The organism is Burkholderia anthina, from assembly GCF_902498995.1.
Classification (GTDB): Bacteria; Pseudomonadota; Gammaproteobacteria; order Burkholderiales; family Burkholderiaceae; genus Burkholderia; species Burkholderia anthina.
In genome coordinates, this window is sequence record NZ_CABVLY010000031.1 from 1 (window position 1) to 15070 (window position 15070).

At 57.3% G+C, this 15070-nt stretch carries 10 protein-coding genes; 3 read left to right on the forward strand and 7 right to left on the reverse strand.

Translation table 11 applies throughout. The features are described 5' to 3' along the window. Positions 1 to 119: 119 nt before the first annotated feature. The 5 genes from BME24068_RS29805 to BME24068_RS29825 form a co-directional block, all read right to left on the reverse strand. The gene (locus tag BME24068_RS29805) at positions 120 to 407 is read right to left on the reverse strand and encodes a PAAR domain-containing protein (RefSeq protein WP_174928197.1); all 288 of its coding nucleotides are present in this window, start codon (positions 405 to 407) and stop codon (positions 120 to 122) included. Positions 408 to 422: 15 nt separating this feature from the next. Beyond that, on the reverse strand, positions 423 to 1487 hold the full coding sequence (locus tag BME24068_RS29810; RefSeq protein WP_244110712.1) for a T6SS immunity protein Tli4 family protein: 1065 nt from the start codon (positions 1485 to 1487) through the stop codon (positions 423 to 425). Beyond that, positions 1484 to 3328, reverse strand: coding sequence for an esterase/lipase family protein (locus BME24068_RS29815; RefSeq protein ID WP_239007885.1), 1845 nt, complete (start codon positions 3326 to 3328; stop codon positions 1484 to 1486). Before BME24068_RS29815 ends, BME24068_RS29810 begins: the two co-directional genes overlap by 4 nt. Before the next feature lie 73 nt (positions 3329 to 3401). Continuing rightward, complete coding sequence (locus BME24068_RS29820; RefSeq protein WP_174928198.1) at positions 3402 to 6182, reverse strand: type VI secretion system Vgr family protein; 2781 nt, start codon at positions 6180 to 6182, stop codon at positions 3402 to 3404. A 597-nt stretch (positions 6183 to 6779) separates the two neighbouring features. Beyond that, positions 6780 to 7079, reverse strand: coding sequence for a hypothetical protein (locus BME24068_RS29825; RefSeq protein ID WP_239007886.1), 300 nt, complete (start codon positions 7077 to 7079; stop codon positions 6780 to 6782). Positions 7080 to 7683: 604 nt separating this feature from the next. Between BME24068_RS29825 and dcm the strand changes: the two genes are divergently transcribed. The 3 genes from dcm (at position 7684) to BME24068_RS29840 (ending at position 11114) form a co-directional block, all read left to right on the forward strand. Continuing rightward, positions 7684 to 8970, forward strand: a complete 1287-nt coding sequence (dcm, locus tag BME24068_RS29830; protein ID WP_174928199.1) for a DNA (cytosine-5-)-methyltransferase — start codon at positions 7684 to 7686, stop codon at positions 8968 to 8970. Between the two features lie 68 nt (positions 8971 to 9038). Next, positions 9039 to 9536: a very short patch repair endonuclease gene (locus BME24068_RS29835; RefSeq protein ID WP_174928200.1), complete on the forward strand. Its 498-nt coding sequence runs from the start codon at positions 9039 to 9041 to the stop codon at positions 9534 to 9536. Between the two features lie 255 nt (positions 9537 to 9791). Beyond that, entirely contained in the window at positions 9792 to 11114 is a 1323-nt protein-coding gene (locus tag BME24068_RS29840; protein ID WP_174928201.1) for an MvaI/BcnI family restriction endonuclease, read from the forward strand. Positions 11115 to 11255: 141 nt separating this feature from the next. Here the strand turns inward: BME24068_RS29840 and gyrB are convergent, their stop codons facing one another. Both gyrB and dnaN read right to left on the reverse strand, forming a co-directional pair. Next, a complete protein-coding gene (gene gyrB / locus BME24068_RS29845) occupies positions 11256 to 13730 on the reverse strand; it encodes a DNA topoisomerase (ATP-hydrolyzing) subunit B (RefSeq protein ID WP_174928202.1) in 2475 nt (824 codons plus the stop codon). Positions 13731 to 13922: 192 nt separating this feature from the next. Continuing rightward, positions 13923 to 15029, reverse strand: coding sequence for a DNA polymerase III subunit beta (gene dnaN, locus BME24068_RS29850; protein ID WP_006750113.1), 1107 nt, complete (start codon positions 15027 to 15029; stop codon positions 13923 to 13925). Between the last annotated feature and the right edge of the window lie 41 nt (positions 15030 to 15070).

Sequence of the window (15070 nt, forward strand, 5' to 3'; positions counted from 1 at the left end):
ATACCCGTGTGAAAGTAGGTAATCGTCAGGCTCCCTAAGCCGAGAACCCCCGCCCGAAAGGCGGGGGTTTTTGCATTGGTGGCCCGGATTTTTCGCTGCAGGAAATCCGTCGGGCAGGCCTAGACTTCGATGAACGACGAGACCTGCGAAGCAATCAGACGCGGCGCCGGTGAACACTGGCAGACGCATAAGTCATCACTTAGTGCCGCCTGGCGTCCGTCCGGTCCGCTCGTGCGGATGCGTGGCCCATCACATGCGATCGTGCCGACTGTCTGGCATGCAGGACACGAGACCGGATCGCCCTCGTAAGCCTGTTCTCGGGCGCCGATCAGGTCGTTGGCATTGCCGCCCTCGATCAAGCCGCCCGCCGTCGTGGTGTCGCCTTTCAGGATGTCGTAGCGCTTCACTCGGAGGCCTCCGATTCACTTGGCCGCGGGGCCTCGATAGTGGAAGCTGCTTAGCACCGTGTCCCACGCTTGAATCGCTTCCGCTTCGTTGACGGGAGAGGTAGCCTCGGACGCCGATGTAATCGAATCGGGTGCTGCACCGAAAAGCAGCTGAATCGCCGTGTGAGGTTTCGAGAGGTCGCGTTCGACGCCAGGAGCGAGCAGATAGAAGTGATATTTCTGCACGCCGTCTTCGCTGATTGCCATCAGCAGTTCCTCTGCCTGCATACCGGCGAACTGGCGTTTGCCTTTTCGCAGGATCTTGTAGCGACCCGTCAGCGATTTCAGTTGGATCTCGAACGCAGGAAGCCCATCGAGCAGCGATGCTTGCTGATCGACATCGACCGACTCTCGCAATTTCACGATCAAATTGGACGGGCGACCGGGGACGAGTCCAACCGCCAACGTTGCATCGAATCCGGGCAGTGGCTTGCCCTTGATGACGCCACCGTTGAAGCAGAACGCACTGTCAGGAGGAATGTCCCAGTTTCCACGGGGATGTATGTTGCGAAGAATCAGCGAGGCATTCTGGATAGCCATCTGATCATATCCATCACCGAACGTATTCTTCAGAGTGAATAGCGTCTTGTCTGACACGGCGTACCCTTCGACATCGTAGACTTGCTGTTCCTGCGGCACGTCGTAGCGACCAAAAACGAAGAACCGAGAATTGTCGCTTGGTCGAATCACCTGATGTACCCACGGAATTTTTGTGGCCGCAAACGATCTGTGTGGGTCTAGCCTCATAGCTGTTTTAAGCTCACGTTCGCGTGCGTCGACCCGGTGTGCAAATTCTTGTGCGCTTATGTTCTGGGTACTCTCGATTGAATACCCCATGTAATTGAACTGTTCGTTGTATACCTCGGCGTCGTGAGGAAGGTCGAGGACGAAGCGTCCAATACACCACGGGCGAGCATCGTGCATAAGCGGTGCGGTCATAATGGGATCCAGTGATTTGCTGTTTCGGCACGCCGTTAGCACCCAAAGGAGGATGGCCAGAGCGATGAGAAACTGTTTGCCGAAGCGGTTCAATGTGGTCACGCCGATGCGTTAATTGCTTTTGCGATCTTGACCATGCTGTACAGCGTGGCCCAGCGGGCCCACGGATGGTTGAAGCATGCTTGATGGTCGAAGCCGTTTTGGTCGAATGCGATTTGCACACCTTCGGCCTTTCCTCCCCGGACGCCTTCTTTTAATCCGCGGGCGACAGCTTCACCGGACCACACTGGCACAGTCCCGTCGCCGAAAATCAAGCCTCTTTCAGCGGCAAAGTTGGGCGTCATCATTTCGGCTTCTATCGTATAAACCTGGTCTTTGACGCGAATGCGAACTTGTCCTTTCGCGTTATCGCTCATCAGTTGTGCACCTAGCAAGTCAGCTTCCGTGATGCCGGCGGGGAAATCTCCACGCCAGAAGATGCGGCCAAACGTGAGGAGTTTTTCACGGGAAGCAGACACCTCCCGATGTTTCGATTGCTGGGATGTACTGACACTCGTTGTCGCCGGATCAGCAGCCTGTCGTATCGGGCCATTTCCGTAAAAGGCGTAGGTCTTGGGGTGATACTTGTTGACCAAGGCAGTTTGTCGCTCAACCACCGCACGCATCATCATTTGAAATTGCTTTTGAACGGTCATGGCGGGACCGTTTACCACCAGGCGCTTCTTGACGATGCCAGCCGGATCGAGGACTGCATCAGTTTGGCGGGGCACCAACCCATACCATTGTTGCGACGTGTATAGCGAAAGCGTATCGCCTGGCTTAGGAAGCCGGAGAATTTCCTCGCGCCTCAAATTGCGGACAATCCACCATGGCTCATAGTCGTGGTAGTCGGGCATTGGTAGGAGCTCCAGAGGTCCGGGCGCGTTCGCCGTGATAGCGGTGAACTCTAGGCCGTTCCGGCCCACCAGCACCTGATTGATGATCGCGTTTTCTCCTTGCGCCCCTGCACGGAAGCGTCTTGCGGCGATCGGTGCGCCTGTCGCGGGTTGTGCGCCGTGGATTACTCCGTACATTAAATCCGCGTGTCCGGCGATTACCGAAGCCATTCGCATGACCAAGCCGCCCATCGAATGCGTAATGACGATCGCCTTCTTGACCTTGTTTTCCGCACAGATTTCCTTGATGCCCATGAGCCGTGACGTCTTGCGACGCTTGTTGTCGACGCACTCGATGCCCTCGATTACATCCCGAGCCGAATCGAGATTCGACTGAAGCCAGTTGTATCCAATTGCATAGACCGGATATCGAAACTCGCAGAATTTCTTGAATTCTTCAGATGCGGCATGGATCGCGTCGGCAGCTCGGCCGTGTGCGCCATATAGCCTTGGCGGGGTTCCGATGATCGGGGTGACCGTGAACGTTTCGCCCGTAGGGTCGCCCTCGGCCCATGCTCCAAAGGGTGTGCCTGATCTCGCCGGGTTATTCAGTTGGTGTTCGAGCCACGCCAAAGTCGCGTGGTAGCTGGCGCTGTGCACGGAGCCCCAACCCCTTCGCCGTGCCTCTTCTGCGGTGACGTCGCAGCCTTTCGTGCTGATGTTGCCGAAGGGCGAGACCACCGCGACGCGAGGATCGTAGCGTGCTTGGCGTTCCGCAGCGTTTGCGAAGTACCCGGACGATGCAAACGATACGGCGCCGCTGAGGCCATTCGGTGGATTCCACATCTCTTCCCCGGTATTTCGGTCAAGTAGCAACGACCCCATGACGCCAGGAATGAAGATCACCGGAATCGGCTGCCTTGGATCGCAGTTGATCTCCTTCGTACAGGTGTTCGAGTCGGGCGTCAGTGTCACTCTTGCGGATGACCCGCCTCCTCGCTCGTGCTGTGTCTGAATGGTGACGGTTTTCGCTTTCTTGTTGGTGCTGTTGCTTTCGGGATTGCTCATGCGAGTACCAGGAGTGAACTAAAGTCGATCGATGAAAGGCGCGTTCGCGTTCAAATCGGATGCCGATACGTCGCTATTCCGCCTCGTGGAGAGGGAGCGGCAACACCCGAACCAGTAGCGACTCGACGTCGACGTTCTTTTGTACGGTGGTTTGCCCGGATTCATCCGTCACGCCCTTGATGACCGTTCCGTCACCTCGCACGATTTCATAGGGATGGTTCTTCAGTACTTCCCCGGTGATCTTGTGACGCAGAACGTAGGGATCATTGAAAGCGGTCTGAGGTCGCGCGTTCATGTGCTCTGCAACCGAGCTCGGGCCGAGTCGAGCGAACGATATAGCTTTGCTCGTTCGCGTACCGCGCGTGCCGTCTTCGATTCCATCCGCCGTGATGCGCACGTATGACCCACCGCACTTGAGCATCAATTCCTGTTTGGCTTCGATGACGACGCGGCCGCGATTGCTTGTGATCGCGAGATCCTGGTCCGCGTATAGCCGCATCGCGTCGCTTTGCGCTTCGATCTCTACCTTTCCCTTCGCCGCGAATAGCTTCATGCCCGCCTTCTGAACGAACAGGCTGATTTTCTCGGCAGCGGCCACGATCAGCGACTTGCCGGTCGCGATGTGGGTATGTTCGCCACTGACCAAATTGATGAGCTTGTCGGCTGCGATCTGCGTCGATTGTTGCGTCGTCATCGCGATCCCGGCCGGACTGGCCATGACGATCAGCGGTGTCGCAAAGCCATTGGCTTCACCCGAGCCGCCGCCAACCGTGCGCTCGCCCGCGGCCTGGCCGGACTCCGAATGTTGAGTCGCCTGCACGGCAGCATCGACCGCATCCCGTCCGGCCTGTAGCGATTCGGCTTGCGCCGCCGAGCTCGCATGCGACAACGACTCCAGCTGCATGCCGGAGCGCGTGAGTTGATCCCGTGCCTCGGTAACGTCTAGCTGCTCGCTGTCGGCCCGCTTCGAATGCGTCGTGAGATAGAGGCCTCGATTCGCCCGCACCGCGCCGTAGTCGTCGGTGTGGAGGACAAATCCCATGCCCAGATAGCGCCCTCGCGTGTTGCCATCCTGCCGAATCAAGTAACCCTGGTGGAACAGGCTGTAGCGCTGGCCTGTGAAGGTGGTCACGCGTGTGCTGCCTTGATTCGTCGCGTCGTCATGAACCAGCGCGTTGTAGGCGTTCGTCTTGCCGAATCCCTTCGACTGAAAACCGGACAGTAGTGCATTCGTATGCCACGGCGGTGGAGTGGCACCGCCGTTGAGCCGACCCAGCACGAACGGTCGATCGCAGTCGCCACCCCAATGCCCGATTGCCACCCACTCGCCGGCGCGAGGCACATGCACCGCGCCGTACCCACTGCCGGTATCGGCCTGTAGTGCCAGCAGCATCGGCGACGTGTTGAAGGCCCCGGAAGGGCTTTGCCGGTCCCACGCATGGCGCACACGAATCCGGTTTAGCGGGTCGGTCCACGCCTCTTCGCCTTCCGGCGCAACCACTTGCGCATGCTCAATATGTATCGCGGGCTTTGCATGCTCGAATGGGCTGCGATACGCAACCTTTGTCGATTGCGCTTCTATCTCGACGACGAAGAACCCTGTTTCTCCATCGCCGGGATGGGGGCGCGATTCAAAGCGCGCGCCGTGCATGGCCTTCGCGTCGATGCCCATCTGCTGCAGACTGCGTGGAAATGGGCCGGCAAGTCGCCCGATCGGGATGTTGTTCTCGATGTACCAGTGCGCTTCGATCGCCACGAATTCGCGGTCATGCGGTGTTGGGGCAAGATGTCTCGGGTGACCGTTGAGGACGAAGCGCGCCCCGGCGTCGATCCAGCGCAAACCTCCCGTTCCGGCGTAGCGCTCGGCCAGCGAATCCCAGGCTTCCGTTCGAAGCCGGGCACGGTGGTACCCTGCGTTGGAACTGGCGTAGCCATATGGCGTCGACTCGAAAATCTCCATCGGCGCTGATGGAATGTGACGCAGCTCGCGGTGCCGCCGATGCTCTACCTCATACGTCGTCGATTTAAGTTCACTGCTCAATTCGAAGTCGTGATTCGGTCGCTTGTAATCGAACGAGCGCGACGTGTAACGAACGCTTTGCAGTGTCTGGTGGGACGACCACTGTGTCAGTCCGTCCGCTTCGTTGCCGGAGTCGTCTCGACAATACGACGCCGCCCGCGATTCGGGTAACGAGGACAGGCTGTCGACAACAACCAGCGTTGCTGTCGATCTCTCACCTCCCTGGGGTTTGGCATGCACCCAATAGCAGTACCAGCCCTCGTCCTCCAGCAGCCGGTGAACGAAGTTCAAGTCTGAATCGGCCTGTCGGCAATATGACCGTACGCGTGGTGATTCCATGATGTCCAGGCGGATGGCGCCGCGCAGCTGCGAATACCGGTGGAGCACGTCGATCAGGATTTCGCGTGCGTCCTTCTCCAGCCAGTAGTGATCGCGACGCGTGTGGCCGAGGAAGAAGAGCGCCGAGGCAAACTCGATCTGATACACGGTTAGATTGCCGTCGGTTCCCAATATTCCAGCGCGATGAACGAAGCCGTGGACCGGGCGATAGGTCGAGTCGGAAAACGGAGACGTTGTTTGCTGAATCCAGAGCGTGACCGGCTGATGCATCAGCGAGAGCAATGCAATATCGTCGCGAATCGATGCGACGTCGACGGTCCATTGATAGTCACGACCTATCTTTGCCCATCCCTTTGCGCGGAGCGGAACGAGTGTGTTCGCGCCGAGCGGGGTATCCAGTTTCAGCAGCCTTTCATGTTGCAGCAAGCCACGATGGAATGCGTCGAAAAGACTGCGGGATGTCAGCGTTCCGGACGACGGTGGTCTGGCCAACACGATTCTTCTCCCTTTCTCTCAGGTACTACGTACGGCAGCGAGGGCAACGGGGTTGTCTTCGCGTATTTTTCTTTTGGAATGTCCCAATTTGTGTAGGTGGTTGTGGACATGTACTAAGGAATGCAAAATTAAATATACACTCGAGTACGCTGGTCATAACTTGCGATGCTCGAAGCACATAATAGAAATCTGCATCAGTATGGAACGTGACGGCAAGGTATTCGAATCACCAGCCACAAGGGACTCGGTGTTTCGTTGTAGCGGATAGCTCGTCTGGGCGGGTGAGGGCGCGCCGTTTGTGCGTGGATGCGGTTGATGCATCGCGATTGGAGAAGTGTCTCCGATTGTCACGTTTTGCTGGTTGGGCGAGGTATCGGCGATACGAGCAGATATGTCATCGTGCTGTATGAGTAGAATCGCGGGACCGATGCGATGGCGGAGCGACGGCTACGATCGGTGATTGATGTTGTAACGGTTGTTGAAGTTGAGTGCTGAAAACTGCGCGGCTATTTGGGCTAGGGATGGGCACAGCAAGACTTTCCGAGCGTTGAGCCAGCCGCCGAGGCAACAAGGGCCGCATAAAGCGGCCCTGGCAATTTACAGCGCAAACGGGTTTCGGCCGCCCGGCTGATGGTACGGCTGTTCTCGGAACTCAAGGTCGCCATAGTGCGGCGTGATATGGATCTGGCGGGTCTTGTGGTTTATCTGGAGATAGACGCGGTCGCCCGGCTCGAATCCGAACAGCTTGAAGTGCGCGTCGATGACGGCCATCCAGGGCAGGTACGGCCAGCCCCGTTTGGGCTTGTCAGGCGTGCTGCGGAGGATCATCTGGAGCACGGTGTTCGGGTCTTGCTGCTTGCGTTTACGGAAGAGCGACTTAATATTGGCGACAGCCATTTCCGACTCCTTGGTTGAGTTGGTTGTGGTCAGCGGGTCGTATGGGTGGCAGCCCATGCGGCCCGCGCTTTTTTGCGGGACTGCCACTTGAGTCTACAGGATGCGGTATCTTGAATTGCTCAATTTGCGCAGATTAGCCGAAGGGCATAAGTCTCCAATTTCGGTGCCCATTGATAGCCGAGTGATGCGCTCCCACCTCGCATCTTGCGACCTGCACGTTCACGTAATCGATGATGTCCCCGTTCGGGAAGGACGGAGTTGCGTGGGAAGTCTAACCGGCCGATCCGAGCGCGCGCCGCACGACAAGAACAGTGAAGAGTCGTGCATCGTCCGAGATCACCCCTGCGAATCTGTCACCCCGAAGTCGGCCGCGAGGCTAGGTCTGCCGTCAGGCATATCGACGCGACCCATCGCGAATCGCCACGATGTACACGGTGGCGCCAAGAGGACTTCCCCTCTGCACAAAGGCGCCGCGACACGAGCGGCAAGTCCTTGATGTCGGTGTCACACAAGGTATTCCCAGGTTACCGAAGCGGTTAGTTGTTTCTTGCTTGACTCTGGGAATCACAGCCATCAATATGCAAAAAAATTTCCCAGCGAAGCAATGAAATCACCTGACAGCAATTTGGCACTTCAGTACCTGCACGAAGCAGCTCGCTACTTCTCCCGCACGGAGATTGCTCAGAGACTCGGTGTAGGACCTTCGACGGTCAGCCGTTGGCTCTCGGCAGAGACTGCGCCGAAACCCTATGTCGTTGACACCCTCAAGTCGATGCTGCAGCCGTTCGGAGCGTCTGCTGCGAAGGCAGATTTCACGTTCATTGACCTGTTTGCAGGCATAGGTGGAATCCGCAAGGCATTCGAACTCAACGGCGGGCAGTGTGTGTTCACCAGCGAATGGGATAGCTACGCGCAGAAGACCTATCACGTGAATTTCCCGGATGGCAGGCCAATTCATGGCGACATCACGGATGTCGATGAAACGAGCGTTCCCGCCCATGACGTGCTGCTCGCGGGCTTCCCGTGTCAGCCGTTCAGCATTGCCGGCGTGTCAAAGAAAAATGCACTTGGGCGAGCACATGGCTTCCAGGACGAGACGCAGGGCACGTTGTTCTTTGACGTGGCGCGAATCATCCAGGAAAAGCGCCCGAAGGTGTTTGTGCTGGAGAACGTCAAGAACCTGCAGTCCCATGACAAGGGACGTACTTTCGACGTGATTATCCGGACGCTTCGATACGAGCTTGGCTACCACGTTCACCATCGCATCATTGATGGTCAACACTGGACGCCACAACATCGCGAGCGCATCGTGATCGTGGGCTTTCGGGAGCCCACCCCGTTCAGCTGGGAATCACTTCAGTTGCCTGAGAAGGGCGAAGTGAAGATGAAAGACATTCTGCACAAGGTCGATGGCAGCGAGCCACGGCTCGAACATGACGGGGATCGGTACTTTGATCATGACGCGCGAAAGGTAAACGACAAGTACACACTGACGCCTAATCTCTGGAAGTACCTTCAGGACTATGCAGCGAAGCACAAGGCGAAGGGCAACGGCTTTGGCTACGGCCTCGTTGGACCGGACGACATTGCACGTACGCTATCTGCTCGGTACTACAAGGATGGATCAGAGATTCTCGTTGCACAGAAGGGCAAAAACCCAAGACGCCTGACACCGCGAGAATGCGCTAGGTTGATGGGATATCCCGACAGTTTTGAGATCCCGGTTTCAGATACGCGGGCCTACAAGCAATTTGGAAACTCTGTTGTTATGCCGGTGTTTAAGGAGGTCGCACGAATCGTCAAGCCCTGGATTGTCGAAGATGGATTTGTTCCGGTGATCGGGGATTTTTTTACTGATGAATCTGTTGATCGCCAAGTAGCAACAACTTGACGATGGATTGTCGAAAGCAGGCTGCCGGTCAGCCTGCCGACGGTAACTTTCGAGATGCGGAGAAGTGAGTGACGGATGTTGTCGATAAGGAGACCCGCAGCCGCATGATGTCGGGAATTCGTGGCAAGGACACCAAACCCGAGCTGATGATACGGCGCGCTCTGCATTCAAGGGGTTTCCGTTACCTTTTACATTCATCCAGTCTACCCGGAAAGCCGGACATGGTATTTCCGAAGTATCGTGCAGTTATATTCGTGCATGGTTGCTTCTGGCATGTTCATGGTTGCAAATACTTCAAACTTCCCGGGAGCCGGACGGAGTTCTGGCGGGAAAAACTTCTGAAAAACAGACGGAGAGACGAACTTGCCCTCGAAACCATACAGGCGCTCGGTTGGCGAGTGCTTGTTGTATGGGAATGTGCGACACGGGAGTTCAGGGCGGTCGACGCTGGCAACGCACTCGCTGAAACGGTCTCGCGATGGATCACTGGCGAGGCACCGAGTGCGGAAATTGGAATGGATGGCCAGCTTCGCATGTTGGCTCCGCGGGCACACGCGCCCATGTGATGCTATTTGTTGCATATCCACTGAAAGTTCGACAGACAAACACGGTCGACGAACACGAACAGGCTTCCACAAGGCAAAGAAACTGAGAGGTCTCTGGGATATAATTGCGCAATAGCCGATGCGCTCTAAACGGTGCAGCGTACTAGCTGAGGGGCATGCGTTGAAGGGGCACTTATCTGCCGCAAGGCGTAAATGTTGACGGGCTGACGTTCTGGCCGGCTGTTCCCGAAGCTCAATCAATAGAGAAAAAGGGGCATGGGGTTGCGAGAGTTTGAGACACTGGATGGATTGCTTGACTGTTTTGCTGAGCACGGAGCCCGGCACATCTATTATAAGTTCCTTGCCGAGAACGACAATAGCAAGCAGCAAATCTATCTCGGGAAAAGTTTCGAAGTCCTACAGCTGCTTGTTTTTGGAAAAATTCGCCCCGAAGCAAGCGTCAAGGTTCCCAATTTTAAAGCTGATATACCACTATTCTGGATCGACGGTGATGGAAGGAAAGCCATTGCTCCAGGGGCGCAGCTGATTCTGTATCCAAAGTATCCGGAGGTTCGTCTCTCCGGGTTTCTTAGGGGATGCCCGCTTGCTCCTGCAGCGATACTTCGCCCTATTCCAAAAGACGAGCGGCGATTTAATAATGAGCCTGACGGTAGAGTGCTCTTCTTTGGCGTCTCGGATAGTTCGGTGTTCGCGTATCTGGCCACGGCCGTTTCACCTGTTGCGGTGACTATGCGCGAGCGTATGGAGAGAGCTGGCCAACGTGATTCCGGGACGCTGCATGAGATCGTTCAGCAAGAAGTTCCAGACGCACGCAGTCTGTTGCTTGAGCGATTACGCGAAATTCACAGGCTAAATCCACACCCTTCCACGAAACTCGATCGTTTCGGAAATCGAACCGTTTATTCAGCACGAAACGGCGGTGGATATACACTTGAAGCGTTATTTGGCATCGTGCCCAACGGCCGTTCTGCTCCGGATTTTATGGGGTGGGAGTTGAAGGCATATAGTGGGTCAAGAATTACCTTGATGACGCCAGAACCAGATGCCGGCTACTATGGCACGAATGGTGTAGAGGCTTTCCTTCGGAAGTATGGAAGAAATTTGCCGAACGATGTTATCTATTTCACCGGATCGCACAAAGTTGGGGTGCCGGCGAAATCATCCGGGCATACTCTTGTTGTAGTCGGATTTGATGAAAAATCAAAGAAAATCGTCGATGTAAATGGTGGCATTAGATTGCTTGACGAAAATGGCGAAATATCTGCTGAATGGACATATTCAGGCCTTGTTGAGCAATGGGCGCGAAAACATGCTGCCGCCGCCTATGTTCCCTACGAGAAATCATTGTCAGTGCCTGCTGATTACAGATATAAAACCCCGGTTTTTCTTGGCGAGGGTACTGAATTCGAGATGTTCTTAAAGGCACTCGCGGACGGAAAAATTATCTATGATCCGGCTCCAAAGCTGGAGCGCGCGAGCATGAAAAATTCTAAAACAAAGGCAAGGAGTCAGTTCAGGATGGGGGTAAAGGATCTTGCTTCTTTGTATCAAAAATTTGAATCGGTGGAAGTAATCTAATTTCCCCTCGCTAAGCTGACCATCCCATTAGGATGGGTGTTCAGGTTTTATCGTGAAACTCATTTATTAATAGAAAAGACCCATGAGTTTTTAACTCATGGGCCTCATTTTTTATATCTATACGATTAGAAGCAGACTGCGTTAGACATCAATATTGCCGGCCCGCAGAGCATTGCTCTCGATAAACGCCCGCCGCGGCTCCACATCATCCCCCATGAGGGTAGTAAAGATCCCATCCGCGGCAATCGCGTCTTCGATCTGCACGCGCAGCAGGCGCCGCACTGCCGGATCCATCGTCGTTTCCCACAGCTGCTCGGGGTTCATCTCGCCGAGCCCCTTATAGCGTTGTTTGGAGACGTTGCGTTCAGCATCCGCCAGCAGCCACTTCATCGCGCTCTTGAAGTCCGCCACGGCCATGCTGCGCTCACCGCGCTTGATAACCGCACCTTCCCCGATGAGCCCCTTGAACGTATTCGCGGTGGTCACGAGCTGCTGATAATCCGCCGTGTGCTGGAATTCCTGGTCGATGACCGAAACCCGCACGTTGCCGTGATGCGTCCGCTCGACATGCAGCGACCGCTGTTCGCGAACCGCGTCATACGCAGGCACCACCCGCACTTCGTTCTTCAGCGCTTCGTCATGCAACGCAGCATGCAGCGCCTTCGCCGAAGCCTCGGTCGAAGCCTCGGTGGAGAGGTCGATCACCACCCCGTCCATAACGGCTTCCAGCGCGGCCGGGTCATACAACCGGCTCAACCGCTCGATCACGCTCTTCGACAGCAGATACGACCGAGCCAACTCGCCAAGCGCATCACCCGAAATCGCAGCCGCATTCTCACCCGGCACCAGCTCCGACCCTTGCAGCGCCAACCGCAGCATGTGCGCGTTCAGCTCCACATCATCCTTCAGATACCGCTCGTCCTTGCCCGCCTTGATCTTGTAAAGCGGCGGCTGCGCGATATACACATAGCCGCGCTCGATCATGTCCGGCATCTGGCGATACAGGAACGTGAGCAGCAGCGTCCGGATGTGCGCACCGTCGACGTCCGCGTCGGTCATGATGATGATGCGGTGATAGCGGAGCTTTTCGAGGTTGTAGTCTTCCTTGCCGATCCCGCACCCAAGCGCGGTCACGAGCGTGACGATCTGCTCCGACGACAGCAGCTTGTCGTAGCGTGCCTTCTCGACGTTCAGCACCTTGCCGCGCAGCGGCAGGATCGCCTGGAACTTCCGGTCACGCCCTTGCTTGGCCGAGCCACCTGCCGAGTCACCCTCGACGATGTAGATTTCGCACTTCGCCGGGTCTTTCTCCTGGCAGTCCGCGAGCTTGCCCGGCAGGCCGACGCCGTCGAGCACGCCCTTGCGGCGCGTCATCTCGCGAGCCTTCCGCGCAGCATCACGCGCCCGAGCAGCCTCAACGATCTTCCCGCAGATGATCTTCGCGTCGATCGGCGTTTCCAAAAGGAACTCTTCCAGCGCCTTCGCCACAACTTCTTCAACCGGCGCACGAACCTCGGAAGAAACCAGCTTGTCCTTCGTCTGCGAGCTGAACTTCGGCTCCGGCACCTTCACGGACAGCACGCACGACAGCCCTTCGCGCATGTCGTCGCCGGTCGTCTCGACCTTCGCCTTCTTCGCGATTTCGTTGTCGGTGATGTACTTGTTGATGACGCGCGTCATCGCGGCCCGCAGGCCGGTGAGGTGGGTACCGCCGTCACGCTGCGGAATGTTGTTCGTGAAGCACAGCACGTTCTCGTTGTAGCTGTCGTTCCACTGCATCGCGACTTCCACGCCGACGCCATCCTTCTCGCCGTTCGCGAAGAACACCGTCGGGTGCAGGTTAGTCTTGGTCTTGTTGATGAACTCGACGAAGCCTTTCACACCGCCGGCGAACGCGAAATCGTCTTCCTTGCCCGACCGCAGATCGGTCAAACGAATCCGCACACCATTGTTCAGGAACGAAAGCTCACGCATCCGCTTCGCGAGGATGTCGTAGTGATACTCGACCGTCCCGAAAATCGTCGGATCCGCCATGAAGTGCACTTCGGTGCCGCGGTTCTCGGTATCGCCCGTGACCAGCATCGGCGACACTTCGACACCATCGACCATCTCGAGCACGCGCTCCTGCGCAACACCGCGATGGAACTCCATGAACCGCTTCTTGCCGTCACGGCGCACCGTGAGGCGCAGCCAGCTCGACAGCGCGTTCACGCACGAAACCCCCACGCCGTGCAGACCACCGGAAACCTTATAGCTGTTCTGGTCGAACTTCCCCCCAGCATGCAGCTCCGTCATCACGATTTCCGCAGCACTGCGCTTCGGCTCGTGCTTGTCGTTCATCTTCACGTCGGTCGGAATCCCGCGGCCGTTGTCGGTCACGGAAATCGAGTTGTCGGCGTGAATCGTCACGTGGATGTCGTTGCAGTACCCGGCCAACGCTTCGTCGATCGAGTTGTCGAGCACCTCGAACACGAGGTGATGCAGACCGGTGCCGTCCGATGTGTCGCCGATGTACATCCCGGGGCGCTTGCGCACCGCTTCCAGACCTTCGAGGATCTGGATCGACGAGGCGCCGTAGCTGCTGTTATCGGGTTGCGGATTGTGCTGTTCACTCATGGATATCTTCCGGTTCTGCGAGGCCACTCAAGTGGCGGCGCGGTGCGTTTCAGCGAGAGAAATCGCCGGGCCGCTCCAGTTTCCTGGCCCGCCCGGGGCGCCAAAAGGCACCAAAGGGACGGGTTGTCGGTTCGCCATAAAAACGCCAAAGGGGCTTGCCGCCCCCTGGTGTGTGTCGCGATGTCGAACGCGTCAGATGCGCATCGGCATCACGACATACTTGAACTCTTCGTTCTCGGGCACCGTGATCAGCGCGCTCGAGCTGGCGTCGCCAAGGCTCACCTGCACGGTGTCGACCTTCAGGTTCGCGAGCACGTCGAGCAGATACGTGACGTTGAAGCCGATGTCGACGGTGTCGCCCTGATAAGCGATTTCGAGTTCTTCCTGCGCCTCTTCCTGATCGGCGTTGGTCGACATGATCTTCAGCTGGCCCGGCGCGATGATGCAGCGCACGCCCTTGAACTTGTCCGAGGTCAGGATGGCCGCGCGTTGCAGCGAACGCTGCAGTTCTTCACGGCCGATCTCGAACGTGTTCTTGTGCGCCTTCGGGATCACGCGCTGGAAGTCGGGGAACTTGCCCTCGACGAGTTTCGACACGAGCTCGACCTGGCCGAACGTGAACTTGGCCTGGGTCTGCGCGATGTCGATGGTGACGGTGTCGTCGATATCTTCGAGCAGGCGCTGCAGCTCGAGAATCGTCTTGCGCGGGACGATCACTTCCTGGCGGCCGAACGTGCCGCCTTCGAGCTTCATCGACGAGAACGCGAGGCGGTGGCCGTCGGTGGCCACGGCCATCAGCTGGTCGCCGTCGACGACGAGCAGCATCCCGTTCAGGTAGTAGCGGATGTCCTGCTGCGCCATCGCGAAGTGCACCATGCCGAGCAACTGGCGGAACGACTTCTGCGGGACGGTCAGGGTGGCGCCGAAATCCTTGGCCTGCGCGACGGTCGGGAACTCGTCGGCCGCCAGGGTTTGCAGTGCGAAGCGGCTCTTGCCGGACTGAACGGTGAGGCGCTTGTCGGCGAGCGACAGCGTGACCTGGCCGTCAGGCATCGCGCGCAGGATGTCGAGCAGCTTGCGGGCCGCGACGGTAGTGGCCACCTGGTCGCCGCCCACGCCGAAATCGGCGCGCGTGGTGATCTGCAGCTCCAGGTCGGTCGACAGGAATGAAACGTCCGGGCCGTTCTTGGTGATCAGCAGGTTGGCAAGGATCGGCAACGTATGGCGGCGTTCGACGATGCCGCTGACCGTTTGCAGCGGCCTGAGGAGTGTGTCTCGTTCGGTCTTGACCAGTTGCATAGAGTTCCTTCGTTGAGTAACGGCCTGCAGCGCAGCAGCCT